The sequence below is a fragment of the Streptomyces sp. W16 genome (assembly GCF_033194735.1).
In the GTDB taxonomy this organism is placed as follows: domain Bacteria; phylum Actinomycetota; class Actinomycetes; order Streptomycetales; family Streptomycetaceae; genus Streptomyces.
Genome location: NZ_JAWOAI010000085.1, coordinates 1 through 24832, shown reverse-complemented (window position 1 = coordinate 24832; position 24832 = coordinate 1). Strand labels below are relative to the sequence as shown.

The window sequence follows — 24832 nt, the reverse complement described above, 5'->3', positions numbered from 1 at the left end:
CAACGGGCCCGGGCGCCCCGCCCCGCATCGCAGTAGGGCGGTAGCGCGGCGCAAGCAGGACGGGACAGGGCACCCCGCCCAGGCGCCAGACCCTGCCCCCCCCTGCGCGTGCGCCCCTGTCCTCAGCCCGCCTTCGCCTCTCCCCCGCCGTACAGGACCCGGGTCGCCGCCTCGTGGGTCACGCCGTGGTTGGCGAGCACCTCACCGGGCACGCCGGGGAGGATGGTCAGGGCGAGGAGGAGGTGTTCGTCGCCAATGTGGCGGTCATGGTGGGCCACGGCGATGCGGAGGGACTTCTCCACGACGTTCTTGGCGCCGCGGCTGAAGACACGGCGGCCCGACCACGACTCCTTGAACTTCCGCTCGCCGGACATCGCCCCGACACCGTGCACCTCCTCGACCCGGGCGACGATCTCCGAGACGTCGATACCGAGCCCGGCGAGGGCGTCGGCGTCGGCCTGGGAGAGCCCGGCACGTCGGCGTGCGTCGGCCAGAGCCTGCCGTAGGGACTCCTTGTGTTCTTCGGTGGTGAGGCCGAGGGCGGTCAGGGTGAAGGAGGCGCGGCTGCCCTCGCGGTCGAGGAGTGCCAACAGCAGGTGCTCGGCCTCGACGGAACCGGACCCCGACCGCTCGCAGTGTTCCACCGCGCTCTGCACCACGGCGCGGGCGTCCTTCGTGAACCGTTCGAACATCACTGCCTCCCGTACTTCTTGTGGACGGCCTGCCTGCTGACACCGAGTTCCGCGGCGATCTCCTGCCACGACCAGCCCTGATTGCGCGCACTGCGCACCTGCACCGCCTCCAGCTGCTCCACGAGCTTGCGCAGCGCGGACACGGCACGGAGGCCGACCCGTGGATCACGGTCACCCGCGCGCTCGGCGAGATCCGTTGCTTCGGTCATGACGTCAACCTACGTTGACACGCCCCGCATGTCAACCAAAGTTGACGGACGGAGTCGGCGCGTGGGCATACACCAACGGCCGGCCCGGGAAACCGGACCGGCCGTGAGCCAGACAGAAGGGACGAGACGTCAGCCGTTCGTGAGCACGATCTTGCCGAACTGGCCGCCGGAGTCGAGCCGTTCGAACCCTTCGCGGGCCCGGTCCATGGGCAGCACCTCGTCGATGACCGGGCGGACACCCGTCGCGGCGCAGAAGGCGAGCAGGTCCTCCAGTTCGTCCTTGGTGCCCATGGTCGAGCCGACGACCTTGAGTTCGAGGAAGAAGATGCGGGTCAGTTCGGCGTGCGAGGGGCGGTCGCCGCTCGTGGCACCGGAGATGACGAGCGTGCCGCCGGGCTTCAGCGACTTGACCGAGTGGGACCAGGTGGCCGCGCCGACGGTCTCGATGACGGCGTCCACGCGCTGCGGCAGCCGCGCCCCCGGTTCCACCGCTTCCAGGGCGCCCAGCTCCAGCGCCCGCTTCCGCTTGGCCTCGTCCCGGCTGGTCGCGAAGACCCGCAGCCCGGCCGCCTTCGCGAGCACGATGGCGGCCGTGGCGACACCGCCGCCCGCGCCCTGGACGAGGACCGAGTCGCCGGGCCGTACCCCGGAGTTGGTGAACAGCATGCGGTACGCCGTCAGCCAGGCCGTGGGCAGACAGGCGGCCTCCGCGAAGGACAGCTCCTTCGGCTTCGGCAGCACGTTCCACGTCGGTACGGCGACCTGCTCGGCGAAGGTGCCCTGGTAGTGCTCGGTGAGGATGGAACGGGGCTCCCTGGGGCCGACGCCGTGGCCGGTCTGGCCGATGACGGAGTGCAGGACGACCTCGTTGCCGTCCGCGTCGACGCCGGCGGCGTCGCAGCCGAGGATCATCGGCAGCTTGTCCTCCGCGAGGCCTACGCCGCGCAGGGACCACAGGTCGTGGTGGTTGAGGGAGGCGGCCCTGACATCGATGGTGCTCCAGCCCGGCCGGGCCTCGGGGGCGGGACGCTCCCCCAACTCAAGGCCGGAGAGCGGCTGGTCGCGGTCGATTCGGGCGGCGTAGACGGCGAACATGACCTTGACCATAGGCTCCGCCGGTGGCGCGGGGAACTACCGGGCGGTGTGACACATGCCCTCTTGCCAAGGGGCGGGAGGTGTTTGTGCCGACGTCTTCCTCGAACGCCGGACGGGCTGACTATCCAGACCGGCACCAACAAGCCCACCCGGCCCGCAACCCGCAGCCGCCGACGAGACCGTGCCACCCACGGGAAACGCCCACCCCTCAATCACCCGAACGGGCGGGCGGGTGGGCAAAGAAATGGCCCCGACCAAGCGGACGGGGCCATTCCGAACTACCGTCGGGCAACACCCTCCGCCCGCGCCGCCGCGGCCACAGCGGCCGTCACCGCAGGCGCGACGCGCTCGTCGAACGGTGACGGGATGACATAGTCCGCGGCGAGATCGTCACCGACGACACCGGCCAGCGCTTCCGCCGCCGCGATCTTCATGCCCTCGGTGATCCGAGAGGCCCGCACCTGGAGCGCGCCCGCGAAGATGCCCGGGAACGCCAGCACGTTGTTGATCTGGTTCGGGAAGTCGGACCGGCCCGTCGCGACGACCGCCGCGTACTTGTGCGCCACATCGGGGTGCACCTCGGGGTCCGGGTTGGCCATGGCGAAGACGAACGCGCCCTCGGCCATCGAGGCCACCGCCGGCTCCGGCACCGTACCGCCGGAGACACCGATGAAGACGTCGGCACCTTCCAGCGCCGCTTCCAGTGTCCCGCTCAGCCCGGCCTTGTTGGTGAGCTCGGCCAGTTCACGCTTGACCGGCGTGAGGTCGTCCCGGTCGCGCGAGACGACGCCCTTGCGGTCGGCGACGGCGACATCCCCGAGCCCCGCCTCCAGCAGGAACTTGGCGATGGCCACCCCGGCCGCACCCGCGCCGGAGATGACGGCCCGCAGGTCGCCCAGCTCCCGCCCGGTAAGCCGCGCGGCGTTCCGCAGGGCCGCCAGCGTCACGATCGCCGTACCGTGCTGGTCGTCGTGGAAGACCGGGATGTCGAGCCGCTCCTGGAGCCTGCGCTCGATCTCGAAGCAGCGCGGCGCCGAGATGTCCTCCAGGTTGACGCCCCCGAAGGAGGGTGCGAGGCGCACCACGGTCTCGATGATCTCGTCGACGCCGGTGCAGGCCAGCGCGATCGGCACCGCGTCCACGCCGCCGAACTGCTTGAACAGGATCGCCTTGCCCTCCATGACGGGGAGGGAGGCCTCGGGACCGATGTCGCCGAGTCCGAGCACCGCCGTACCGTCCGTCACGACGGCGACCACGGACGACTTCCATGTGTAGTCGTGGACGAGTTCCGGCTGCTCCGCGATCGCGGTGCACACGCGCGCGACGCCGGGTGTGTATGCGAGGGACAGGTCGTCCTTGTCGCGGATCGGCACGGTGGCCTGCACGGCCATCTTGCCGCCGCGGTGCAGCGCGAACGCCGGATCGAAGGAATCGAGGGGCTCGGCCCCGCCGTCCTGATCCGTACTGCTGTCGCTGCGAGGATTGACGATCTCCGCTGCCACTTTGTCTTACCCCTTAGGTCTTCATTGATTTGAGGGTGGCCACTCCCTGGTGAGGGGTGGGCGGGCACCGCGCAGGGCCCAGAGAGTTGATGCGTACGAGCACCTGCGCGACGGGCGCGCCGCACACGCGCCCTGAGCCCCGGATGAGGGGTGTAAAGAACCTTCTTACCGGACGGACGGCACCGAGGACGAGTCCAATAGGCGCAAGGTCACATCTCGTCGGCCGAGGGCGGAACGATGATCGATCAGATCATGAGACACACCGAAGATCTTCCGGCCGGAACGAGTGATTCCAGCAGATGGTCCGTGATCAGGGCGTCCTGATGTACCGACCTGATGCGATTCGGGGTTCACCCGTTATCCGATTTTGACATGGGTAGTCCCCTGAATGGTTCAGTCCGAATGGCAAGATGCCCTAATCACACGAGGTCGCGACACCCGAAGGTGTGTGTTCTCGTCGACCCGTCGGCACCGCCATCCATCCGCCGGAGGAACCCACCATGACCGCAAGCTCCACCCGTCGTACCACCGCCCCGCACACCCGGCTGGCAGCGGTCGGTGCGATCGCGGTCGCCGGCTCCCTGCTGCTCGCCGGCTGCGGCGACCAGACGGACAAGAGCAGCGACGGCTCGGACTCGTCGTCCTCGTCCTCGGCGCCGCTCGCGAGCAAGCTCCCCGCCGACATCCGCAAGGCGGGTGTCATCCAGGTCGGCTCGGACATCGCGTACCCGCCGGTGGAGTACATGGAGAACGGCAAGGCCGTCGGCATCGACCCGGACATCGCGGACGCGCTCGGCAAGCAGCTCGGCGTCAAGTTCGAGTTCCAGAACGGCAAGTTCGACAACCTGATCGTGGGCCTCCAGGCCAAGCGCTTCCAGGTGCTCATGTCGGCGATGAACGACACCAAGGACCGCCAGAACGGCGTCAACTCGGACACCGGCAAGAAGGTCGGCGACGGCGTCGACTTCGTCGACTACTTCACCGCCGGTACGTCGATCCTGGTCCAGAAGGGCAACCCGAAGGGCATCAAGTCGCTCGACGACCTGTGCGGCAAGGTCGTGGCCCTGCAGAAGGGCACCACGTCCGAGGGCATCGCCAAGACACAGAGCAAGAAGTGTACGACCGACGGCAAGAAGGCGATCAGCCTGCAGACCTTCGACACCGACCCCGAGGCGCTGCTGCGTCTGAAGCAGGGCGCGTCCGTCGCCGACCTGAACGACTTCCCGGTGGCGGCCTACAACGCGAAGACCTCCAGCAGCGGCAAGGACTTCGAGGTCGTCGGCGACCAGATCGAGGCAGGCCCGTACGGCATCGCCGTCAGCAAGAGCAACACCCAGCTGCGCGACGCCCTCCAGGCCGCCCTCGCCGCGATCATGAAGAACGGCGAGTACACCAAGATCCTGCAGAAGTGGAACGTCACGGACGGCGCGGTGACCGAGGCCAAGATCAACGGCGGCTCCTGATCCCTCGCGACGCTGAAAGGCAGTCACCGTGACTGAGATTTCCGACCGGGTTCCGCCGCCCGCGCCCTCGGTGCCGCCCGAGCAGATCAAGGCCATCCCGGTCCGCCACTACGGCCGCTGGGTGGCCGGGGTCGTGATCCTCGGCCTGCTGTTGCTGATCGGGATCGCGTTCTCCAACGCGAAGATCAACTACAGCGTGATCCCCGACTACCTCTTCGACCCGGGCATCGTGTCCGGCGCCTGGACGACGCTGTACATCTCCGTGCTCGCGATGCTCCTCGGCGTCGTGCTCGGCATCGTCATCGCTGTGATGCGGCTGTCGTCGAACCCGGTCACCAGCACCGTGGCCTGGTTCTACATCTGGTTCTTCCGCGGCACCCCGGTCCTGGTCCAGCTGCTGCTCTGGTACAACATCGCGCTCGTGTTCCCCATCCTGAACCTGGGGTTCTACAAGGACGAGATGAACCAGGTGATGACCCCGGTCCTGACGGCGCTGCTGGGTCTCGGCCTGAACGAGGCCGCGTACATGTCGGAGATCGTCCGGGCCGGCATTCAGTCGGTCGACGAGGGCCAGACGGAGGCGTCGCACGCCCTGGGCATGACGCAGAGCAGGACGCTGCGCCGGGTGGTCCTCCCGCAGGCGATGCGGGTGATCATCCCGCCGACCGGCAACGAGTTCATCAACATGCTGAAGACCTCGGCGCTGGCCTACTCGGTCCAGCTCCCCGAGTTGATCAAGAAGGCGCAGGACATCTCCAGCACCTCGCTGGCGGTCGTCGAGATGTACTTCGTGGCGTGCATCTGGTACCTGTTCCTGACCACGGTCTTCAGCATCGGCCAGTACTACATCGAGCGCCGTTACGCCCGCGGTTCGAGCCGCAGCCTGCCGCCGACCCCGCTGCAGCGGATGCGGAAGTACCTCCGCATGTTCGGCTCGTTCCGCCGCCCGGAGGTGGCCCGATGACCAGTCTCGCGAAGGACATCGCCCCGAGCACCGACGGCCAACCGATGGTCAAGGCCGAGGCCGTGCACAAGTCGTTCGGGCTGTCGCACGTCCTCAAGGGCATCGACCTGGAGGTGAACCCGCGCGAGGTGTTCTGCCTGGTCGGCCCGTCCGGTTCCGGCAAGTCCACCTTCCTGCGCTGCATCAACCACCTGGAGAAGATCAACGCCGGGCGGCTGTACGTCGACGGCCGGCTGGTTGGCTACCGGCAACAGGGCGACAAGCTGTACGAGCTCAAGGAGAAGGAAGTCTCGGCGCAGCGGCGGGACATCGGCATGGTGTTCCAGCGCTTCAACCTCTTCCCGCACATGACGGCGCTGGAGAACGTCATGGAGGCGCCGGTCCAGGTCAAGCGCGAGACCAAGGCCGTGGCACGGGAGCGGGCACAGCAGTTGCTGGACCGCGTGGGCCTCGGCGACCGTACAGGCCACTACCCCGCCCAGCTCTCCGGCGGCCAGCAGCAGCGCGTCGCGATCGCCCGGGCGCTGGCGATGCAGCCCAAGCTGATGCTCTTCGACGAGCCGACCTCGGCCCTGGACCCGGAGCTGGTCGGCGAGGTGCTGGACGTGATGCGGGACCTCGCGGCGGACGGCATGACGATGATCGTCGTCACCCACGAGATGGGCTTCGCCCGCGAGGTGGGCGACTCGCTGGTGTTCATGGACGACGGCGTGGTGGTCGAGTCCGGCCATCCGCGCGAGGTCCTGATGAACCCGCAGCACGAGCGGACCAAGTCGTTCCTCTCCAAGGTGCTCTGACCCTCACGCAGTTGGACTGTGCCCTTCACTCCGCCATGCAGTTCCGCATGGCGGAGTGTGTGGTTTCCGGCGCGATCATCGCTGTCGCCCGGCGGCCGAAAAGAGCCGCCCTCTCCCCGTGAAGGAGACCCGCGTGAAGGTCAAGAAGAGGTTCCTCGCAGTCGTACCGCTGGTGGCTCAAACAGCCGAACACCGGCCGTAAGGACATCTGGATCGACCAGGGCCACTACTACATCCAGAACAACACGCACTCCACCGTCGCCTTCAAGCCGGGCACCACTTTCAGTCAGCAAAGGATCCGTCGGCTGGTGAACCAGAGGGCGGAACGACGGACTCCCCCACCCGCGAGCTGACGGCGGCACTGTGGGGAGACACACCACCGCCGTCGGCCCGGGCCAATCTGCAGGCCGACGTCTCGACTCGGCGCGTGCTCCTGGGCGCCTCCCGGCTCATCACGACGCATGACGGCTACCGACTTCTCGTCGAGCCGGACGACCTCGACGCGGACGTCTTCGAACGGCTCGTCGGCGAGGCCCGGACAGCGGCGCGCACGGGTCGGCCGCGGGACGCGGTGCGCTGCTTCACGGCGGCGCTGGACCTGTGGCAGGGCGACGTCCTGGAGACACTGGAGCTGACCGAGCCCCTGCACGACGCGACCGCCGGGCTGCGGGAGTTGCGCCTTTCGGCGGAGGACGAACTCATTGACGCCCACCTCGGCGCCGGTGAACACACCCACGTCGTCGCCGAGTTCAGGCGGCTGGTGCGGGCCGAGCTGTTCCGTGAAGGCGGGTGGGGCCGGCTGATGACGGCCCTTCACAGGTGCGGTCGCGACAAGGAGGCGCTGGAGGCGTACCAGGAGCTGTACACCTTCCTCGACGGTGAACTCGGGGTCGGGCCCTGCGCGGAACTGCGGGCGCTGCACGGCAGCATCCTCGCGGCGGCCGATGCCGGTACGGGGTGGGCCGCGGCGGCCGTGGAGACCCCCTGGAGGGGAGTACGGCCGTATGTCACCGTGGTCGGCCGGGATCACGAGCGTGCCGAACTCCGCGAACTCGCCCTCCGCGGAGGGCTCGTGACCGTCACCGGTCCCGCTGGCTGCGGCAAGTCGGCACTGGCGCTGGACACCGCGCGCACGCTGACCGCCGATTTCCCGGGCGGGGTGACCGTCATCAGCCCCGCCGCGGCCGGCACGGCCCTCCCCGCCGTACCGCCCGGTCCCGGCACCGGGCCGCGCGCGCTGTTCGTGCTGGACGACTGCGAGGACCTGCCCGACCCCGCGGCGCTGGCCCGCGGTCTGCTCTCCATGCCCGGCAGCACCGTGGTGGCGACCTCGCGGGCCCCGCTGCGCATCAGCGGAGAGGTGACGTGGCCGTTGAGCCCCTTACCCACTCCGAGGGCGAGCGAGGAGACGGCCGCCACCCGGCTGTTCGTGCAGCGGGCCGTACAGGCGACGGCCGGCTTCCGGACCACGGCGCCGCACCCCGCGCTGGTGGCGAGAATCTGCCGCCGCCTCGACGGACTGCCGTTGGCCATCGAACTCGCCGCGGCCCGGCTGCGCGTGTTCTCCCTCCCGGAGCTCGCCGACCGGCTGGACACGGGCCTGGACTGCCTGCTGCCCCACACCGCCGACGCGCGCGGAGAGGACACCCTCACGTCCGCCCTCAGCCGGGATCACGCCCGCCTCTGCTCGCACGAGCGCCAACTGCTGCGGCTTCTCGCCGAAGCGGACGGGGTGTTCAGCCTGTCCGACGTGGAGGCCGCGGCGGAGCCGTATCTCCTCCCCGGCTGCGCGCTGCAGGCACTGGCCGCGCTCGTGGAGCAGTCGTTCGTGCACTCGCTGGACACTCCGGCCGGCCGGAGGTTCCGGCTGCCGGCGCCGACCCGGGCATTCGTCGCGCACCTGACCGCGCAGCGGCCGAAGTCGGAGACCAAGGGATAGGCAGACCTACTTCAGCGCGAGCAGCAGCGTGTCCGACGGCGAGCACCACACCGCCCGGGCCTCCCCGAACCCCTTCTCGCGCAGCACGCGCGCGTGCCATGCCGGCGAGGGCATGTCGCCGTCCGCGTGGGCGCCGTAGATCGCGAAGCGGCGGGCGGTCGGTCCGGCGAGAACCGGGTCCTGGGCGGCCAGTTGCCACCACTCGGCCCAGTCGAGGGCGCCGTTCTTCTGGGCCTGTTCCATACGGGCATGGCTTCGGGTGCGCTCGATCGCGTTGATCCGTGGCGTGGTGTCGTCGATCATGTGGTCGGCGTTCATGAAGACGCCGCCGTAGCGGACCAGTTCGGCGAGTTCGCCGTAGAGGGCCGCGAGGGGTTCGTTGCGCAACCAGTGCAGGGCCGTGGCGGTGAGGACCGCGTCGTACGAGTCGTACGGCAGCTGTGTCGTCCACCGCGGGTCCTTGAGGTCGGCCGTGACGAAGGAGACCCGCTCGTCGCCCTCGAAGGTGCCGCGGGCGATGGCGAGGAGGGCGGGATCGAGGTCGACACCGGTGCTGGTGGCGTTCGGGAAGCGGGCCAGCAGCCTGGCCGTGATGCTGCCGGTGCCGCAGGCGAGGTCGAGGACGCGCGGCTCGGGCCCGACGCAGGCCTCGACCATGTCGAGCATGATCCGGAAGCGGTCCTCCCGGTCGGGCATGTACCACTCCTGCTGCCGGTCCCAGCTCTCCTGCCAGGACTGCCAGTCGGTTCCGACACCGGTCGTCATGAGGACCCCCTGTCCACTCGCTGTCGCAGTACCACTGCCGTAGTACCACCGCCGTAATACCCTGGAAGCACGATCAGCTGTTACCCGACCGCATCCACGACCATAGAGCGCCTCCGTAAGGACTACAAGTGGAACTGGCCTATTACTCGGACTATGCCGTACGCCTCGTCAACACCGAGGAACCGGCCCGGGGCAAGGACGTCCTGACCTCGGTCGACGCCGTGCGGGACCTGTTCGGCACCAACAAGGAGGCGGCCCGCCGCGCCACCGACGCCGACGTCACACGCTTCCGTTCGGTCCGGGCGCGGCTGCGGGCGGTCTTCGAGGCGGCGGACGGCGGCGACGAGACCCTCTCCGTGAACCTGCTGAACTCGCTCCTGCTGGAGTTCCCGGTGAGCCCGCAGATCTCCGGGCACAACTTCCGGGACGAGGACGGCCGCCCGCTGTGGCACATGCACCTCGCGGACCACCCGTCGAACGCGACCGCCGGCTACGCGGCGATCGCCGCGATGGGCCTGGCCTTCCACCTCACCGAGTACGGCGTCGACCGCCTGGGCCTGTGCGAGGCGCCCCCGTGCCGCAACACCTACCTGGACACCTCGACCAACCGCTCCCGGCGCTACTGCTCTGACCGCTGCGCGACCCGCGCCAACGTGGCGGCCTACCGGGCCCGGAAGCGCCTGGAGGCCGACCGGTCGGAGAAGACGGGCCTGGCGGCCGAGAGCACCCAGCGCGCGAGCGCGAGCGGCGAACGCTGATCCGGCTTGAGCGGCCGGTACCGGAAGCGCACCCTGCCCAGCACCAGGTCCTCGGGCACGGCGCCGTAATCGGTACTGTCCCCACCGGCGAACGCGTTGTCCCCGAGCACCCACCACCCGCCGTCCCGCCGCTCCACGGCCCGCTTGACGACCAGCAGGTCCTGCTGGAACGGATGCCGCAGCACGACGATGTCCCCTGGCCTGATCCTGGCGCCGTACTGCACCACGAGCAGATCCCCGTGGACCAGCGTCGGCACCATGGACGGCCCGGTCACCTCGGCCGTCCCGAAGGGCAGTACGGCCCTCCCGCGCTCGGTCTCCTGCGACAGCTCCGGCATCCCCGGCACCTCCCCGGTCCTATCCTCCACCAGTCTGAGTCCGACCCTGGACTTTTGTCCTAAGCCCATGGGGGCACTCGCGAAATCAGCTTCTCCAGGGAGTAATGTCCCACCTGAGAAGACGATCACGAGGAAGGAACGCTCCATGCTTTCCCGCCTGTTTGCCCCCAAGGTGAAGGTCAGCGCGCACTGCGACCTGCCCTGCGGTGTGTACGACCCGGCCCAGGCCCGCATCGAGGCGGAGTCGGTGAAGGCCGTGCAGGACAAGATGGCCGCCAACGACGACCCGCACTTCCAGGCGCGTGCCACCGTCATCAAGGAGCAGCGCGCCGAGCTCGCGAAGCACCACGTCTCGGTGCTCTGGAGCGACTACTTCAAGCCCCCGCACTTCGAGAAGTACCCGGAGCTGCACCAGCTGGTCAACGACGCCCTGAAGGCCCTCTCGGCCGCCAAGGCGTCCACCGACCCGGCGACGGGCCAGAAGGCGCTCGACTACATCGCCCAGATCGACAAGATCTTCTGGGAGACCAAGAAGGCCTGACACCCAGTCGGCCCGGCCCGACCGACCGGCGATCGGTGCACCATCGACGGTCAGTGGGTTTGGGGAAGGGGCTCTGCCGGTTCACCGGTGGGGCCCCTTCGTCGTTCCTGCGTCAGCGACGGCAGACGAGAACGCCTCCCAGACACGTGATCTCGAAGGCCCCGTGCCGGTCGAGGTGTTCGACGAGGATGGTGCGGGCCCTCTCGATCGTGGCCTCGAAGGGCACGTCGTGCTGGTCGGCCCAGGCCCGGTAGGAAGCCATGTGCGCGATGACCGGCTCAGGTTCGTGGACCGTGATAGTGCCGGGCAGCTCGATCGTCTCCACGCGACCGAACTCCTCGCTCAGGAAGGCCGGGGCCTTCTCCAGGGAGAAGCGGGCGCTGAGCGAGATGCGGGCCGGGCCGCGTCCGGTGCCGAGGACATCGCCGGCGGCCCGCTGCCACAGTTCGTCGAGCTCGACCTTGTCCCGGTCGCTGTTGGTGGAGGCGATCACCAGCCCGTCACGGGCGAGGACGCGGGACAACTCCCGCACTGCCTGGGGGATATCGGGGACGTGGTAGAGCATGTGCAGCGCCAGGGCGGCGTCGACGCTCCCGGTCGCCAGCGGCAGGCGGGTGGCATCCGCCACGGCGACCGGGCCGGGCACGCCGGCGAGGATGCCGGGGGCGATGTCCAAGCCGAGCAGGGCCAGGTCGGACCGGTCGTCGCGAAGGCGCTGGATGAACTTGCCGTTGCCGCAACCGACGTCGACCACGTGCCCGCGCACACTGCTCAGCTTCTCGGCGACGATGCCGGGCAAGTCGTAACGAGGCGCCTGCCACTGGTAGAGCGACTGGCGAGCGGCGAGATCCCGGCCGCTGCTGTAGGCGCTTCCGGCGAGGCGGCCCCGGTCGGTGACGGCGGCATCGTGGGCGGCGGACAGTTCGGTCACGTCGGCAGCTCCGAAGGACGGGCGGCGGGTGAGGCCGCGAGGACGGCCGTGTGCTGGAGTCGTTCGCGCAGGTGTGCAGCCCGCGCGGCTCCACCGTACTGCGGCTCGCTCAGCTCCCGGCCCAGAGCGGTGAGCCGACGCACGATGCTGGCCGACATGCGCTCCGGCGCGGAGTCGAGGACGAAGCCGAGCATCGCCTCCGTGCCGTCCAGATCGCCCAGGAGCAGATGGCCGCGAGCGAGATCGACATGCGCGGCGAACAGGTCTCCCACCGACTGGTCGTCGTCTTCGGCACTGCGGTATAGCCGGATCGCGGTGTCCGCGCTGACGATGGCCTGCTGGATGTGCTTCCGCCCACCCACCGCCAAGTAGCTCGTCCCGGCGTACGTGAACTGCTTGGCGATTGGGAAGGCGAAGATGCCCGGAACCTCATCGAGACCCAACATCGCGCCGCGAGAGCTCTCGGCATCCGCCAGCGCGGCCACCACACCCGCCCGGTCTCCGACTATGGCCAGCGCCCGCGCCTCCAGGCTCGCCAGCCGAGCCCCGATGCTCCCGCCAGCCCGGTGCTGACGACCCGCCTGCGCCAGCCGCGCCGCCTGCTCGTACCGTCCAGTCCAGTAGGCGATCAAGGACTCAACGGCTCGCACCCAGGCCAACATCCCTTCATGGCCAGCAGCTTCGGCACACGCCCGGGAAGTGCGAGCGTGTGTGGCTGCGGAGTCGTAGTCGCCCAGGTCCAGGCACACGTGAGCGGACAGGCCGCACAGACGGGAGGCCGCAACGTACAGGTCGGTGGTCTGCCGGGGGTGCTGTCGTCCGCGCAACAGCTCGAACACCCCGTTCCGCAGTCGCTTGATCTCGACGTACAACTCCAGCAGCGGGTGACTGACGTAGCTACGGGCGAGCCGAGCGATATCGGCCTCCAACTGCTCTACGACAAACTCGTCGGCGTTCCGCTGCGCGATGAACCGGGCGAACTCCGCCGAGTCCACGGCATCCACCGACACAGCCCCCACCACGGTGCGCGGACGCGCCATGGGCTGGGCGGGCAACGTCTGTTGCGCATCTTCCGGGCCGCCGCCGTTCCGCCGGCTCTTGCTGACCGCAACTGCTCGGTCGAGTTCCCCAGCATCGACGCCGAACACCTGCGCCAGGTATTTCCGCGTGTACGGCACCGGGATGCGTACCTCGCGCTCGTAGCGCCCGATCTCCTTGCCCGTCTTGGTGGCACGCCCCTCCAGGGCGTTGTACTCGTCGGCCACCCGTTGCTGAGACCAGCCACGCTCGGTACGCAGCCTGATGAGCAACGCACCGATCCCCGTGTCGCTCATCCCCTCTCCCCGCAGCACGTGAAGTCTGGCCCCCATAGTGGCCCCTGACATGGCCCCCGTGCTGGCTCCCGACCCAAACGAGCGACAACGGTTGGCTGTTGGCCATGCCCAGCAGACTGCCCGGCGAGCCGGACACCCTCGCACCGGACCAAGCCCTCGACGGCGCCGTCGAGCACAAAACGATGCTCTTCGACCGACGCCGGACCACCCCAGGAGCCGCCCGCTCCTTCGTCGCCGAGACCCTTACCCAATGGGGTCGGACCGAACGCCTCGACGACATCCGGCTGTGCACCTCCGAACTCGCCACCAACGCCGTCCTGCACGGAGCCCCGGCGGGCGGCCAGGTCCTCGTACGCATCGAGTTGCACACCACTGTGCTGCGTATCGAGGTGCACGACAGCGGCAACGGCACACCCACCAAGCGAAAGGCACGGAGCACCGACACCGAAGGCCGCGGCCTACTCCTCGTATCGGCAGTCGCCGACCACTGGGGCGTGGAGGAACGCCACGGCCCCGGCAAGTGCGTCTGGGCCGCCTTCCACCACAGCACGGTGCCGACATGCTGACGCCCGCCAATACCGAGGCGCTCACGCTAACCGCCGGTCTGATCGCCTCCCTGGCCACGACCACGTGGCTGGACACCGCCCCGACCGGCGCCACTCTGTGTTGCCTCCTACTGGTGCCCCAACACCCCCGCAGCCTCTACGAGACGCCGACCGTCATCGAGCAACGCATGCGCGCGGTCGGCGAAGCTCTGCACCTCGGCCCCGCCAACGCACCTCCGCCGGACATCGGGCCACGCCTGCGCCAGATCACGCCGACCGAGGTGGCCTTGCGCTTCGACGGCACGCCCTACCGAAAACGCATCCCTACAGGCCGCCCGTGGATCCTGCTCGTCGGCCAAGGGACCCCGGTAGCCCTTGTCCTGGGCCTCGACCCGCTCTCCAGCAGTGCCACGCCGGCAGAGATCGACACCTACCTGGACCGCGCCACTCCTCGCCAGCGCCTCCTCTTCGGTCACACCCGAACCGAATGAACCCCAACCCACCCCAGGGGGACATCCCGTGACGACCCACCCCGTCTCACCGAACACCGTCCTGGCCAACGCCCTCCACCATGCCGAGGACGTCCTGACCCCGCGCATCCTGGCCACCCCACCCCAGAGGATCGTGCTGGTCGTCGGCACCCAGATCAACGGCGCCCCGCACATCGGCACCTCGCTCGTCCAGTCACTCGCCTTCGCCATGGCCGCCCGCCTGCGCGACCGCTTCGGCATCCCGACTGAAGTCCTGTTCAGCGCCCTCGACAACGCCCCACACGAGCTGACTACCGACCCGGTCAGCGGTCACCGCTACCAGCGCGCCTACGCCCAGGCCCTCGGCGACCAGGCCCTGACCGACCTCGTCGGTGCCCTCTACCAACCTCTGTTCACCGCGCTGTCCCGTCGCCTGGGCATCCCGCACCGGGTCGAGACCTACAGCCAGCAGCAGGCCGGCGAGCACTTCCGCCGCACCTGGCTGCGGCTCCTGCCGCGCCTTGATGCCGCCCGCTGGTGGCTGGCCCCCTCCACCGGCACGCCGCACGTGCGCGTCCCATGCCCACAGCCCGGCTGCGGCTGGGCCGAGAAGCACGCAGAGCGCACTCGCGTCCAACTCACCGACCGCGAGGCCGCGCAAGTGGCTGCCGTATGCCTCCACCACGGTCCGTACCAAGCCACCATCGCCCCGGCCGAAGGCGCCTACCTCGACCTGGCCACGCTGTACCGCAACCTCGTCAAAGAACTCGCCCTGTCCAACCCCCACGGCACCCTGCACGTCATGGTCAAGGGCGGCGACTGGGTCTTCGGCTCCCACCTGGTCGACGAGGCCCTCCAGTCCGTCGGCTTCACCCGCGGACAGCTCCCGGCCCGCCTGTTCTGCCCCCAGGTCGTCACCGACACCGGCGCCAAATTGTCCAAGTCGCTGATCCGCGAGGGTCGCACTTCTTTGCCGGAGGGCGCCGCCGACTGGATGCTCGATACCCGGCAGTGGCCGGGCACCATCGCCGAGTACGCCGAGCAACTGCTGGCCATGACCGATACGTTGCTGTCCGACCCCCGCCACTTCTTCCGCTCGTACTCGGCCGCAGAGATCGGCCGCATGATGACCGCACCAGCCCCCAGGAGCGTTCCCGCCCCATGACCGACACCACCGCCCGCGTCCACGAACTCAACCTCTACCGCCAGTACTTCGACCTCGTCGCCGCGGGCACCAAGACCATCGAGGTGCGGGTGAAGTACCCGCACCTCGCCGACCTCGCCGCCGGTGACATCATCCGGTTCCGGGTCAAAGGCACCGACGAGACCTGTGAGGTGAACGTTAAGCGCGTTGCCGAGTACCCCAGCTTCGAGGCCCTGCTCGACGGCGAGGGGCCGACCAACGTCAATCCAACAGCCACCCGCGAGAAGCAGTTGGCCAACATCCGCGCTATCTACTCTCCTGAGAAGGAAGCCCTCGGCGCCCTCGCCATCGAGATTCAACTTTCGCGCTCGTAGAGGTAGGGCCGGGTCGGTACACCACCGCTGAGGGCGCCAAGCGTCAATGCTCCAGCACGGCCCGGACGGCTTCCGCTACGAGGCTGACGAGTCCGTTCACGAAGGCAGTCGACGCCCCACCTACGGCCGCTGCCAGCACCGTGTTTCGCTGGGTGTCGGCTAGTCGCAGCCTCCGTCGCACCTTGCGCTTGCCCTGCTTCTTCTCGCGCACCTTCGCCTCCTAGTCGATCGAGCCCGACGGGCATGTCTCCAGCCCGCTCACGTGGCTAAGTTGCGGGGCCGCAGACAGCACACTACGAGCTGCGACGGGAGGCCCAACTGTGGTTCCTCGACCGGGAGAAACCATGACGAGGTGGGGCGGAGGCGGGATGATACTGAGATGAGCCGAGACGGGGCAGAGCACATTGGGTCGAGCGGCGGCGGTCAGCGCCGGATTCCCGCACCACGACTCACACCGGGGCCATTGCGTGAGCTAAAAGTTCTGCTCTACCGCCTCTATCTGGAGGCCAGGACTCCCCCAGTGACACGGATCGCCGACCTGATCGCCGAAGACCCCGACGATCTCTTCCCGGGGTGTCCTTCAAAGGACACTGTGCACAGGATCATCGGTTCGGGCGAATTCCCCGCACAGCAGGCAAATGTCGTTTCCGTCGCAGCAGTACTGGCCCGCGAAGCCCGATGGGATGTCACGGACGCGGTGGAGCGAGTCCGATCGGCGTGGGTGACAGCCCTACTCGCCGAGCCTTTGGGGAAGTCGTTGACCGAACTCGACCCCTACGCCCTTGAAGTCCACCAGTCCATCAACGTCCCCGGCGACAAGCCCGCGCCACTGCTGCCGATCTACGTGCCACGTGATCACGATCGATGTGTACGCGAGAAGGTAAACCTCGCAGTATCGGGACAGAACGTGCTGGTCGCACTCGTTGGCGAATCTTCGACTGGAAAGACCCGTACCTTCTGGGAGGCGATACAGCATCTGCCGCCGAAGTGGCGCCTCTGGCAAGCCCTGGACTCCGCCCCTCACTCCGACCTGACGGCAGACCTGGAGAAGATCGGCCCGCACACAGTGGTGTGGCTAAACGAGGCGCAGCGCTTCCTGCTTACTGCCGACCCTGCTGAGGGCGAGCAATTGGCGGCCGCTCTGCGACGGATCATGCATTCACCGGAACGCCGCCCTGTGCTGATCCTGGTGACCCTCTGGCCCAAGTACTGGGACCAGTTGACATCGGAACCACACGATGGCCAGAGAGACTTGCACCCTCACGCCCGCCACGTCCTCGACGGGACATCCGTACGCGTTCCAGTCACCTTCGAGCCAAAGGACCTGGAGAACCTCAAAGAGGCAAGCGCCGTCGATGCCCGGCTCGCACAAGCCATGGAACACGCGGAACAGCGCCAAGTGACCCAATATCTGGCCGGGGTGCCAGCACTAATCCAGCGCTACCAGACCGCCGCGCCCTCAGTCAGAGCCCTGATCGATGCAGCGATGGACATCCGCCGGATCGGATATGGCGAACACATGCCACTAGAGCTGCTGGAAGCTGCAGCATACGAATATCTGACCGACCTTCAGTTCGATCTGCTACCGGAAGACTGGCTAGAAGCGGCGTTGGCCCAAACGGCTCAACCTCAACGCGGAATCCGCGGGCCATTAACCCGTGCACGCCCTCGGAGCAAAGGATCGGCGAAGGAGCCGGTGCGATACCGCCTAGCCGATCCGCTGGATCAGCTAGGCCGGGAAGAACGACGCCGGCTGTTTCCTCCAGCAGGACTTTGGGACCTCCTGGCGCACCACTCAACGCCCACTGATGCACTGAGCATTGGAGAGTCGGCAGAATACCGATGCCTATTTCACACGGCCGCCACCTTTTATAAGAAGGCTGCCGATTCCGGGAGCAGCGAGGCCGCACTCAGGATCGCCGAGATCCTTTCCATGACGGCCAGAAAGGAAGAGACTATCGAATGGTATGAGGCAGCACACTCCCTTGGAGACCCCAAGGCATTGAATTTCGCCGCACAGACACTCGCCACCCACGAGGACCCTGACTGGGAATCCGCCAAAGAATACTATATGCGCGCCGCCTATCGAGGTGATATTTTCGCACTCACTGACTGCAGGGACCAAATGCGGGAATCTGAATACGAGGGAGACGAGGAGGAGTGGCTGGAAAAAGCACTTACCGATGTCTTGGATCGCGTCTCGATCGAGTCAGCTGTCGCATGGTATGAGCAGTTTGGAAACGAGCACAACCTAGGAAGGATACTCCTCCTCTCGGGGCAACACACAAGAGGGATACGCACACTTGAAAGATCGACCCTCGCAGGAAACTTCTTTTCTATGTACCAGGTATGTCAAGAGAAGCAGAAATCCGGAGGGATCGAATCGGCGCTCTCATACCTTAAAGACCTAGGGGCCAGCAAACACATTGGGTCACACTTCGCCCCAATGGCGTTGAAGAAACTCATGATCTCAGCGGGACGCCAGGAAGAATGCGCAGCCCTACTGAAGGAAATGATCAAAAATGGGAACGCTTCAGCTGTGAGCGAATATTCTGAGCTGATGCGCAGGACGGGAAACAGTGACGATGTCATCAATTTTCTCTACTCCCTGCCAGAGAGCAGCGCTCAAGTTTCATGCGATCTTGCCCAACTTCTACACCAGGAGTCTAGAAACGAGGAAGCTATTTCCTTGCTGACCCCGCTGGCAGATTCCGGAAATAATCGCTCCCAGTATGAATTGGCGAGAATCCTCGAAAGCAACGGACGGTTCAAAGAAGCGCTCGCTTACTATCAGAAGAGTGCAGAGGACGGCACGCACAACGCGGCTACCGGTGCAGTGAGAATTTTACTGCGTGCTAAACAGGCAACCGAAGCCCTCGAATGGCTCAGGTTCGTAAGCCATCCCGACGCCAAGCACGATTGGCTGGACTGCGCAGTCTGGGTCCTGGAGTCCATGGGTCGCAATGAGGAAGCGAAAAGACTAAGGGACTACGGTTGGGAACCAGACGGCACCATCAGTAGCCCTTGGTCCATCCACCCTTCCATGCCCCGGGAAGCGTAGCCCGAAGTCGTCTGGCCTCCTTCACTCCCTCCAAGGAGCCATCGGCGATCGCACAGCGCTGCACCTCCCGTACAGAAAGACCGGTCCGCACACGGTCCGCAAGACACCCGCTAAAGACCGTCGCACCCCATCGCCACCAATCACCAAAAGGCCAGGTCAGCGCCCCACAGGAGAGATCCCTGCAGGTCACCGACCGGGCCCACTACTAGGAGACCAAGAAGGCCTGACACCCAGTCGGCCTGTCCCGACCGACCGGCGATCGGTGCACCATCGACGGTCAGTGGGCGCGGGGAAGGGGCTCCGCCGGTTCGCCGGCGGGGTCCCTTCGTCGTTCCCGGCCCGGCGAAAGCGGCCCCGTGCCATCCTGGACGACGTGAACCGCGAAGACCTCGTACGGCTGCGCCAGGCCCGCGACCGGATGAACCGCGAGTACGCCGAGCCGCTCGACATGGCCTCGATCGCGCGGACCGCGCTGATGTCGCCGGGCCACTTCCAGCGGAGTTTCCGCGCCGCGTACGGGGAGACGCCGTACAGCTATCTCATGACCCGGCGGATCGAGCGGGCGAAGGCGTTGCTGCGGCGCGGCGACCTGAGCGTGACCGAGGTGTGCATGGCCGTCGGCTGTACCTCGCTCGGTTCGTTCAGCTCCCGCTTCACCGAACTGGTCGGCGAGACCCCCAGCGCCTACCGTGCCCGCTCCCACGAGGCCGGCGCGGTGATCCCGTCCTGCGTGGCCCGCACTTTCACCCGCCCGAACCGGGCGGGACCACCGCTGCGCCCCTAGCCTGTCCTGCATGGACCTGAAACTCCGCCAGTGCTTCATCGCCGTCGACGACCACGACAAGGCGCTCGCCTTCTACTGCGACGTCCTGGAGCTGGAAATCCGTAACGACGTCGGTTTCGAGGGCATGCGGTGGGTGACCGTGGGGTCGCCGTTGCAGCCGGACGTGGAGATCGTCCTGGAGCCGCCGGCCGCGAACCCGGACGCCTCCCCCGCCGACAAGCAGGCCATGGCCGAGCTGCTCGCCAAGGGCACCCTGCGCGGGGTCAACTTCACCACCGCCGACTGCGACGCCCTCTACGCCCGCGTCCAGGAGTCCGGCGCCGAGGTGGTCCAGGAGCCGACGGACCAGCCGTACGGTGTCCGCGACTGCGCGTTCCGGGATCCGGCCGGGAACATGCTGCGGTTCATGGAGCGGAGCGGGGACTGAAATCCGGAGTGGGTCCGGGCAAGTCCGCATCTACGATCGCGCCATGAACCTCCGCTGGACCTACGCCTTCATCGACCGCCCGCTCGCGCTCCTCGACCCCGCCCACGCCTTCTGGACGGCCGTCACGGACACCCGGATGTCCGAACCGCGCGGTGAGCAGGGGGAGTTCGTCACCCTCCTGTCGGAGGGGACGGACGCGTGCGTCAAGGTCCAGGGTGTCGGGGCCGGCCCAGGCGGCGCTCATCTCGACCTCTCCGTCGACGACGTGCCGGCGTTCGTGACCTCCGCGCTGCGGCTCGGCGCCGACACCGTCGCGGAGCACGACGGCTGGGCCGTACTCCGTTCCCCCGCCGGGCAGTTGTTCTGCGCGGTCCCCTGGCACGGCGAGTCCGTACGGCCACCCGTCGTGGACGGCAGCCGTCTCGACCAGGTGTCCCTCGACATCGGACCCGGCTCCTACGACGCCGAAGTCGCCTTCTGGAGCGCCCTGTTGCCCGACTGGGCCTCACTACGGGGCGCGCTCCCCGAGTTCCATGTGCTCAAGCCCCCGCCCGGCCTGCCGATCCGTATCCTGCTCCAGCGGCTCGGCGAGGAACGCCCCGCCTCCGCCCATCTCGACCTGGCCTGCGCGGACATCGGCGCGGCCGTGGCCCGGCACGAGGAGCTCGGCGCGACCGTCGTCTCCCACGGCACGCACTGGACGGTGATGCGGGATCCGGCGGGCGGCGCGTACTGCCTGACGGGGCGCGACCCGGAGACCGGCGGGCTGCCTAGCCGTCCTTGAGGCAGACGAAGATCGTCTGCGGGTCGTCGTACGGCGAGGCCGTGGGCGTCGGACAGTCGCTCGCCGTGTCCTGACTGTTCTGGCTGTCCTGCCTCAGCACTGGCGTCGGTGTCGCGCCGGGCTCGTGCTGCTCGCCGGGGTCCTGAAGCCACAGCGTGAGCCCGCCCCCGACGACCACGGCGACCGCCCACCCCACCACGACCCGGCGCCACAACCGGCTCAAGCCGTCCACACCTCCACGTCCACCACCGCGTCCACCGGAATCGGCCCGTAGATGTGCGGGAACTCCTCCCCGCCCGGCTCCGGCGCCTCGTACTTCAGCGGTGCGCCGAGCCGTCCCGGGTCCACCACCAGGACCACCAGGTCGTCGGGGCCGTCGTAGGAGCCGTACAAGAAGGCTGCCACGCGCGGGAGTTGGGCGCGGGTCGAGCAGTGGATGAAGCCCTCCTCCTGGAGGCTTCGGCCACGGGTCGACCACTCGTAGGTGCCGCGCTCGCGGGCCGCGTCCCAGAGGGCGCGTTCGGTGATGTGGAGGATGGGGGTGGTGGCGGTGGTGGGTTCGGATTCCGGCATGGGATCACGCTACGGCCTCAGTCGCGCCGCCCGCGTCCGCAGGTAGCGCTGCTCGGGCAGGCTGAGGGTCCTGGCCGCCGCCGACTCGTAGGCGGCCCGGGCCGCGGTGAACTCGCCGGCCCGTTCCAGGAGGTGGCCGCGGACCGCGTCGGGGCGGTGGCCCTCCCCCAACTCGTCTGCCAGTAGGTCCAGTTCGGCCAGGCCCGCGTGCGGACCGTCGACCATGGCGACGGCGACAGCCCGGTTGAGGCGTTCGACGGGGCCGGGGACCAGGCGCACCAGCACCTCGTACAGGCCGAGAATCTCGTGCCAGTCCGTCGCCCGCGCCGACGGCGCCTCGTCGTGTACGGCGGCGATCGCCGCGCGCAACTGGTAAGGCCCCGCGGGCCCTTGGGACAGCGCCCGGGTGACGAGCGCGACGCCCTCCTCGATCGCCGCCTTGTCCCAGCGGTCGCGGTCCTGTTCGTCGAGGGGGACGAGTTCGCCGTGCGGGCCGGTGCGGGCGGCGCGGCGGGCGTCGGTGAGCAGCATCAACGCGAGCAGCCCCGCCACCTCGCCGACCTCGGGGAGCAGCCGGTGCACGGCACGGGTCAACCGGATTGCCTCGCCCGCGAGTTCGCGCCGCGTAAGACTCGGGCCGGACGTCGCCGTATAGCCCTCGTTGAAGATCAGGTACAGCGTGTGCAGGACGGCGGGCAGCCGCTCGGCCCAGTTGTCCGGCCGCCCGAAGCGCACACCCCGGACCTTCGCCTTCGCCCGGCTGATCCGCTGCGCCATCGTCGCCTCGGGGACGAGATACGCCCGGGCGATCTCCACCGTCGTCAGTCCGCCGACCGCCCGCAGGGTGAGCGCGATCTGCGCGGTCGGGGTCAGCTCCGGATGGCAGCAGAGGAAGAGCAGCGAGAGGGTGTCGTCCTCGCGCGGCGGCTCGGCCGTGTACGGGTCCCGAGGCTCCAGTGCCGCGGCCTTCTCCTCCCGCGCCCGCCGCGACTCCTCTGCGCGCAACGCGTCCGTCAGCCGCCGCGAGGCGACCCGGATCAGCCAGCCGCGCGGATTCTCCGGCACGCCGTGCTCCGGCCACTGCCGGGCCGCCGCGAGCAGCGCCTCCTGTACGGCGTCCTCGGCGGTGTCGAAATGGCCGTACCTGCGCACGAGCGCGCCGAGGACCTGCGGCGCGTGGCGGCGCAGCAGGTCCTCGGTGCCGGTGGTCCCGGTGGTGTCGCGCATCCGGCTCAGACGTCCGCGGTGCCGTCCTGGATGGGACGGATCACCACCGCGCGGTTGACGGCACCTTCGGGCAGGGGGCAGCGGGTGACGCGGTCGGCGATCTCCGTGACGCGCTCCAGGCTCGCGCACTCCAGGACCCAGTAGCCGGCCATCAGCTCCTTGGTCTCGCTGTACGGCCCGTCGGTGATCACGGCCTTGCCGTCCGCGCCCAGCGCCACCAGCCGGGTCCTCGCGGGCTCGGTCAGCCCCTGCGCGTCGATCAGCTCACCCGTCTCGGACAGGTCGTCGTTGATGGCGCCCATGTGGGCGAACATGGCCTGCATCTCGGCCTCGCTCCAGGCCGGGGACCCGGGGGTGGGCTTGCCCTGCATGCCGTCGTAGTCCGCCTGTGTGCCCTGCACCATGACCAGGTACTTCATGAGTCCGCTCCTTCGGCTCGCGCCACCCGTGGCGGGCGGCTGTCACAGGAGACATCGGAGCCGGTCCGGGATTCTCGACACGGGTTCAGGATTCTTTCGGGCCGGATTCGGACCCGGGCTCCTCTTTGCGCCCGGCGCCCTCGCCGACGTACGCCTCGCACTCGGGGTTCCGGCACGGGCCGGCCACCCACTTCGGCACCCATGCGCCCAGCGTCTTGTACCGCCGGACGACGGTGGCCACTGGCTGTCCGCAGACGGGACAGGTGTGCTCTTCTCTGCCCATGCACTCAGCCTAGAACCGTGCGGGGCTCGCGCCACATCGGATACATGCGCGGGCCGTCCGGGAGGTCGAGGGTGGTGTCGGTGAAGGTGTAGCCGAGCCGCTCGTACAGCTTGGTGCTGCGCTCGCTGCTCGCCTCCAGGTACGCGGGCAGGCCCTCGCGGTCGCAGCGGTCCAGGACGTGCCGGATGAGCGCGGCGCCGAGGCCGTCGCCCTGCCGGCCCGGTGCCACGGCGATCATCCACAGGTACTCGTGGGCGCGGCCGGCGGGATGCCCCTCCTCCATGAGCCGGGCGATCGTCTCGACTCGCTCGTTGTCGGGATCCACGAACTCCCGCAGCTGTACGGCCTCGTCCTCGCCGCCCTCCGTGTGCGCCTCGGCCGGTACCGACAGCCACAGCGCGCACCCCGCGCCGTCCTCGGCCAGGTCGATACGGCCGTCGGCGAACACGGCGTCGGCGAAGGCGGCCATCAGCTTGTGGTGGGTCGCACGGCGGTACTCGGCGTCGGGGAAGATCCAGCCGCTCACCGGATCGTCCTGGAACGCGTCGTCCAGCAGCCTGATGATCAGCTCCCGGTCGCCCTCGCCCGCCGCCCGTATCGCCACGCCCATGTCCCGCCCCTTAGCTCTCAACCACCGTCATCTGAACGGGTGTTGAGAGTAGCGGGACTTACGGGCGAGTGAGCCGAAGGGGCGCGCCGAGCCAAAAAGAGGTGCGGGCCCCGCGCACCGTGGGGATGCGCGGGACCCGCCGGTCCGGGGCCCGGTGGCCGTGCGGAGTCAGGGCCGCACGGTTCCCGAAGGCTCCGGAGTCTTCAGCTGCTGCGCCGGGTCACGAACTCGGCCAGCGCGAGCAGACCGCCCGCGTCCTGCGGGTCCGGAATCGCCCGGGCCAGCTCCTGCACGGCCCGCGCCATCCGGTCGGCCGCCTGGGCCTGCGCCCAGTCCCGGCCGCCCGCCCGCTCGACGGCGAGCGCGGTGCGCTCCAAGTCCCCTTCCTCGTACGGCATTCCGTACAGTTCGGCGAGTTCCACGGCCGCCGGGGTGCCCGAGGTGAGGGCGGCGACCACGGGCAGGGACTTCTTGCGGACGGCGAGGTCGGCGCCGGCCGGTTTGCCGGTGCGGTCGGGGTCGCCCCATATGCCGATGACGTCGTCGATCAGCTGGAAGGCGAGCCCGGCCTGCCGGCCGAACGCGTCCAGCGCCTCCACGTCCTCGGCGGACGCCCCCGCGTACAGCGCGCCGATCGCGCAGGCGCAGCCGAGCAGTGCGCCGGTCTTGGCCTCGGCCATGTCGAGCACCTCGTCGAGGGTGACCTCGCCGGGGGCGCGCTTCTCCATGGCGGTGTCCGCGTGCTGGCCCGCACAGAGTTCGACGACGCAGTCCGCGAGCCGGGCCGCGGCGGCCGAGGACGC

At 68.6% G+C, this 24832-nt stretch carries 30 protein-coding genes; 14 read left to right on the top strand and 16 right to left on the bottom strand.

Features of this window, described 5'->3' with window-relative positions:
* Window positions 1–122: 122 nt before the first annotated feature.
* The 4 genes from R6V09_RS14335 to R6V09_RS14320 all read right to left on the bottom strand — a co-directional run bounded on the left by R6V09_RS14335 (window position 123) and on the right by R6V09_RS14320 (window position 3498).
* Window positions 123–692, bottom strand: coding sequence for a Clp protease N-terminal domain-containing protein (locus R6V09_RS14335; protein WP_317881775.1), 570 nt, complete (start codon window positions 690–692; stop codon window positions 123–125).
* On the bottom strand, window positions 692–901 hold the full coding sequence (locus R6V09_RS14330; RefSeq protein ID WP_019058236.1) for a helix-turn-helix domain-containing protein: 210 nt from the start codon (window positions 899–901) through the stop codon (window positions 692–694). The genes R6V09_RS14335 and R6V09_RS14330 overlap by 1 nt, the downstream gene beginning before the upstream one ends.
* 129 nt (window positions 902–1030) lie before the next feature.
* Window positions 1031–1996: a zinc-binding dehydrogenase gene (locus R6V09_RS14325; RefSeq protein WP_317881774.1), complete on the bottom strand. Its 966-nt coding sequence runs from the start codon at window positions 1994–1996 to the stop codon at window positions 1031–1033.
* Between the two features lie 278 nt (window positions 1997–2274).
* Window positions 2275–3498, bottom strand: a complete 1224-nt coding sequence (locus R6V09_RS14320) for an NAD(P)-dependent malic enzyme (protein ID WP_317881773.1) — start codon at window positions 3496–3498, stop codon at window positions 2275–2277.
* 500 nt (window positions 3499–3998) lie between these two features.
* Here R6V09_RS14320 and R6V09_RS14315 point away from each other — a divergent pair, with 500 nt between their 5' ends.
* From R6V09_RS14315 to R6V09_RS14300, 4 genes are all read left to right on the top strand, one after another.
* Window positions 3999–4961 carry an ABC transporter substrate-binding protein gene (locus tag R6V09_RS14315; protein WP_317881772.1) on the top strand — a complete coding sequence of 321 codons (963 nt, stop codon included), beginning with the start codon at window positions 3999–4001 and terminating at the stop codon, window positions 4959–4961.
* Between the two features lie 28 nt (window positions 4962–4989).
* Window positions 4990–5925, top strand: coding sequence for an amino acid ABC transporter permease (locus tag R6V09_RS14310; RefSeq protein WP_317881771.1), 936 nt, complete (start codon window positions 4990–4992; stop codon window positions 5923–5925).
* Entirely contained in the window at window positions 5922–6722 is an 801-nt protein-coding gene (locus R6V09_RS14305) for an amino acid ABC transporter ATP-binding protein (protein WP_317881770.1), read from the top strand. Before R6V09_RS14310 ends, R6V09_RS14305 begins: the two co-directional genes overlap by 4 nt.
* A gap of 427 nt (window positions 6723–7149) precedes the next feature.
* On the top strand, window positions 7150–8661 hold the full coding sequence (locus R6V09_RS14300) for an AfsR/SARP family transcriptional regulator (protein ID WP_317881769.1): 1512 nt from the start codon (window positions 7150–7152) through the stop codon (window positions 8659–8661).
* Window positions 8662–8667: 6 nt separating this feature from the next.
* Here R6V09_RS14300 and R6V09_RS14295 read toward each other — a convergent pair whose 3' ends face one another.
* A complete protein-coding gene (locus R6V09_RS14295) occupies window positions 8668–9426 on the bottom strand; it encodes a class I SAM-dependent methyltransferase (protein ID WP_317881768.1) in 759 nt (252 codons plus the stop codon).
* Window positions 9427–9554: 128 nt separating this feature from the next.
* Here R6V09_RS14295 and R6V09_RS14290 point away from each other — a divergent pair, with 128 nt between their 5' ends.
* Window positions 9555–10184 (top strand): CGNR zinc finger domain-containing protein, encoded by a 630-nt coding sequence (locus R6V09_RS14290; RefSeq protein WP_317881767.1) that lies wholly within the window; start codon window positions 9555–9557, stop codon window positions 10182–10184.
* Here the strand turns inward: R6V09_RS14290 and sodX are convergent.
* The gene (sodX, locus tag R6V09_RS14285) at window positions 10088–10522 is read right to left on the bottom strand and encodes a nickel-type superoxide dismutase maturation protease (protein WP_317881766.1); all 435 of its coding nucleotides are present in this window, start codon (window positions 10520–10522) and stop codon (window positions 10088–10090) included. The genes R6V09_RS14290 and sodX overlap by 97 nt on opposite strands.
* A gap of 145 nt (window positions 10523–10667) precedes the next feature.
* On the opposite strand from sodX, the gene sodN reads away from it, so the two are divergent.
* Window positions 10668–11063, top strand: coding sequence for a superoxide dismutase, Ni (gene sodN / locus R6V09_RS14280; RefSeq protein WP_005480378.1), 396 nt, complete (start codon window positions 10668–10670; stop codon window positions 11061–11063).
* A gap of 112 nt (window positions 11064–11175) precedes the next feature.
* Here sodN and R6V09_RS14275 read toward each other — a convergent pair whose 3' ends face one another.
* A complete protein-coding gene (locus R6V09_RS14275) occupies window positions 11176–11994 on the bottom strand; it encodes a class I SAM-dependent methyltransferase (protein WP_317881765.1) in 819 nt (272 codons plus the stop codon).
* Window positions 11991–13328 carry a helix-turn-helix transcriptional regulator gene (locus R6V09_RS14270; RefSeq protein WP_317881764.1) on the bottom strand — a complete coding sequence of 446 codons (1338 nt, stop codon included), beginning with the start codon at window positions 13326–13328 and terminating at the stop codon, window positions 11991–11993. Before R6V09_RS14270 ends, R6V09_RS14275 begins: the two co-directional genes overlap by 4 nt.
* Before the next feature lie 104 nt (window positions 13329–13432).
* Between R6V09_RS14270 and R6V09_RS14265 the strand changes: the two genes are divergently transcribed.
* From R6V09_RS14265 to R6V09_RS14250, 4 genes are read left to right on the top strand one after another with little or no spacing between them, the layout of a single operon-like run.
* Window positions 13433–13894 carry an ATP-binding protein gene (locus R6V09_RS14265; RefSeq protein ID WP_317881763.1) on the top strand — a complete coding sequence of 154 codons (462 nt, stop codon included), beginning with the start codon at window positions 13433–13435 and terminating at the stop codon, window positions 13892–13894.
* Window positions 13888–14364 carry a hypothetical protein gene (locus R6V09_RS14260; RefSeq protein ID WP_317881762.1) on the top strand — a complete coding sequence of 159 codons (477 nt, stop codon included), beginning with the start codon at window positions 13888–13890 and terminating at the stop codon, window positions 14362–14364. The genes R6V09_RS14265 and R6V09_RS14260 overlap by 7 nt, the downstream gene beginning before the upstream one ends.
* 28 nt (window positions 14365–14392) lie before the next feature.
* Window positions 14393–15508, top strand: a complete 1116-nt coding sequence (locus tag R6V09_RS14255; RefSeq protein ID WP_317881761.1) for a hypothetical protein — start codon at window positions 14393–14395, stop codon at window positions 15506–15508.
* Window positions 15505–15861 carry an ASCH domain-containing protein gene (locus tag R6V09_RS14250; RefSeq protein ID WP_317881760.1) on the top strand — a complete coding sequence of 119 codons (357 nt, stop codon included), beginning with the start codon at window positions 15505–15507 and terminating at the stop codon, window positions 15859–15861. Before R6V09_RS14255 ends, R6V09_RS14250 begins: the two co-directional genes overlap by 4 nt.
* A 43-nt stretch (window positions 15862–15904) precedes the next feature.
* Here R6V09_RS14250 and R6V09_RS14245 read toward each other — a convergent pair whose 3' ends face one another.
* Entirely contained in the window at window positions 15905–16072 is a 168-nt protein-coding gene (locus R6V09_RS14245; protein WP_317881759.1) for a hypothetical protein, read from the bottom strand.
* A gap of 309 nt (window positions 16073–16381) precedes the next feature.
* On the opposite strand from R6V09_RS14245, the gene R6V09_RS14240 reads away from it, so the two are divergent.
* The 4 genes from R6V09_RS14240 to R6V09_RS14225 all read left to right on the top strand — a co-directional run bounded on the left by R6V09_RS14240 (window position 16382) and on the right by R6V09_RS14225 (window position 20917).
* Window positions 16382–18922, top strand: coding sequence for a tetratricopeptide repeat protein (locus tag R6V09_RS14240; protein WP_317881758.1), 2541 nt, complete (start codon window positions 16382–16384; stop codon window positions 18920–18922).
* 373 nt (window positions 18923–19295) lie between these two features.
* Window positions 19296–19706 (top strand): helix-turn-helix transcriptional regulator, encoded by a 411-nt coding sequence (locus R6V09_RS14235; RefSeq protein WP_019072194.1) that lies wholly within the window; start codon window positions 19296–19298, stop codon window positions 19704–19706.
* 10 nt (window positions 19707–19716) lie between these two features.
* A complete protein-coding gene (locus R6V09_RS14230) occupies window positions 19717–20133 on the top strand; it encodes a VOC family protein (RefSeq protein ID WP_043674377.1) in 417 nt (138 codons plus the stop codon).
* A 43-nt stretch (window positions 20134–20176) separates the two neighbouring features.
* Window positions 20177–20917, top strand: a complete 741-nt coding sequence (locus tag R6V09_RS14225) for a VOC family protein (protein WP_317881757.1) — start codon at window positions 20177–20179, stop codon at window positions 20915–20917.
* Here the strand turns inward: R6V09_RS14225 and R6V09_RS14220 are convergent.
* From R6V09_RS14220 to R6V09_RS14190, 7 genes are all read right to left on the bottom strand, one after another.
* Window positions 20904–21149, bottom strand: a complete 246-nt coding sequence (locus R6V09_RS14220) for a hypothetical protein (RefSeq protein WP_317881756.1) — start codon at window positions 21147–21149, stop codon at window positions 20904–20906. The two genes, R6V09_RS14225 and R6V09_RS14220, sit on opposite strands and share 14 nt — an antisense overlap.
* Window positions 21137–21490, bottom strand: coding sequence for a DUF952 domain-containing protein (locus R6V09_RS14215; protein WP_317881755.1), 354 nt, complete (start codon window positions 21488–21490; stop codon window positions 21137–21139). Before R6V09_RS14215 ends, R6V09_RS14220 begins: the two co-directional genes overlap by 13 nt.
* Before the next feature lie 9 nt (window positions 21491–21499).
* On the bottom strand, window positions 21500–22717 hold the full coding sequence (locus R6V09_RS14210; protein ID WP_317881754.1) for an RNA polymerase sigma factor: 1218 nt from the start codon (window positions 22715–22717) through the stop codon (window positions 21500–21502).
* A gap of 5 nt (window positions 22718–22722) precedes the next feature.
* Window positions 22723–23136, bottom strand: a complete 414-nt coding sequence (locus tag R6V09_RS14205) for a YciI family protein (protein WP_317881753.1) — start codon at window positions 23134–23136, stop codon at window positions 22723–22725.
* Window positions 23137–23221: 85 nt separating this feature from the next.
* Entirely contained in the window at window positions 23222–23419 is a 198-nt protein-coding gene (locus R6V09_RS14200; RefSeq protein ID WP_317881752.1) for a hypothetical protein, read from the bottom strand.
* 4 nt (window positions 23420–23423) lie between these two features.
* On the bottom strand, window positions 23424–24029 hold the full coding sequence (locus tag R6V09_RS14195; protein ID WP_317881751.1) for a GNAT family N-acetyltransferase: 606 nt from the start codon (window positions 24027–24029) through the stop codon (window positions 23424–23426).
* A 203-nt stretch (window positions 24030–24232) separates the two neighbouring features.
* The coding region (locus R6V09_RS14190) for a polyprenyl synthetase family protein (protein WP_317881750.1) at window positions 24233–24832 on the bottom strand (600 nt) is incomplete at its 5' end.

What these genes read in the sequence shown, in the direction of transcription:
- R6V09_RS14335 (WP_317881775.1), bottom strand. Translation starts at nt 692, where the DNA reads ATGTTCGAACGGTTCACGAAGGACGCCCGCGCCGTGGTGCAGAGCGCG.
- R6V09_RS14330 (WP_019058236.1), bottom strand. Translation starts at nt 901, where the DNA reads ATGACCGAAGCAACGGATCTCGCCGAGCGCGCGGGTGACCGTGATCCA.
- R6V09_RS14325 (WP_317881774.1), bottom strand. Translation starts at nt 1,996, where the DNA reads ATGTTCGCCGTCTACGCCGCCCGAATCGACCGCGACCAGCCGCTCTCC.
- R6V09_RS14315 (WP_317881772.1), top strand. Translation starts at nt 3,999, where the DNA reads ATGACCGCAAGCTCCACCCGTCGTACCACCGCCCCGCACACCCGGCTG.
- R6V09_RS14305 (WP_317881770.1), top strand. Translation starts at nt 5,922, where the DNA reads ATGACCAGTCTCGCGAAGGACATCGCCCCGAGCACCGACGGCCAACCG.
- R6V09_RS14295 (WP_317881768.1), bottom strand. Translation starts at nt 9,426, where the DNA reads ATGACGACCGGTGTCGGAACCGACTGGCAGTCCTGGCAGGAGAGCTGG.
- sodX (WP_317881766.1), bottom strand. Translation starts at nt 10,522, where the DNA reads ATGCCGGAGCTGTCGCAGGAGACCGAGCGCGGGAGGGCCGTACTGCCC.
- sodN (WP_005480378.1), top strand. Translation starts at nt 10,668, where the DNA reads ATGCTTTCCCGCCTGTTTGCCCCCAAGGTGAAGGTCAGCGCGCACTGC.
- R6V09_RS14270 (WP_317881764.1), bottom strand. Translation starts at nt 13,328, where the DNA reads ATGAGCGACACGGGGATCGGTGCGTTGCTCATCAGGCTGCGTACCGAG.
- R6V09_RS14265 (WP_317881763.1), top strand. Translation starts at nt 13,433, where the DNA reads ATGCCCAGCAGACTGCCCGGCGAGCCGGACACCCTCGCACCGGACCAA.
- R6V09_RS14260 (WP_317881762.1), top strand. Translation starts at nt 13,888, where the DNA reads ATGCTGACGCCCGCCAATACCGAGGCGCTCACGCTAACCGCCGGTCTG.
- R6V09_RS14250 (WP_317881760.1), top strand. Translation starts at nt 15,505, where the DNA reads ATGACCGACACCACCGCCCGCGTCCACGAACTCAACCTCTACCGCCAG.
- R6V09_RS14230 (WP_043674377.1), top strand. Translation starts at nt 19,717, where the DNA reads ATGGACCTGAAACTCCGCCAGTGCTTCATCGCCGTCGACGACCACGAC.
- R6V09_RS14225 (WP_317881757.1), top strand. Translation starts at nt 20,177, where the DNA reads ATGAACCTCCGCTGGACCTACGCCTTCATCGACCGCCCGCTCGCGCTC.
- R6V09_RS14215 (WP_317881755.1), bottom strand. Translation starts at nt 21,490, where the DNA reads ATGCCGGAATCCGAACCCACCACCGCCACCACCCCCATCCTCCACATC.
- R6V09_RS14210 (WP_317881754.1), bottom strand. Translation starts at nt 22,717, where the DNA reads ATGCGCGACACCACCGGGACCACCGGCACCGAGGACCTGCTGCGCCGC.
- R6V09_RS14205 (WP_317881753.1), bottom strand. Translation starts at nt 23,136, where the DNA reads ATGAAGTACCTGGTCATGGTGCAGGGCACACAGGCGGACTACGACGGC.
- R6V09_RS14200 (WP_317881752.1), bottom strand. Translation starts at nt 23,419, where the DNA reads ATGGGCAGAGAAGAGCACACCTGTCCCGTCTGCGGACAGCCAGTGGCC.
- R6V09_RS14195 (WP_317881751.1), bottom strand. Translation starts at nt 24,029, where the DNA reads ATGGGCGTGGCGATACGGGCGGCGGGCGAGGGCGACCGGGAGCTGATC.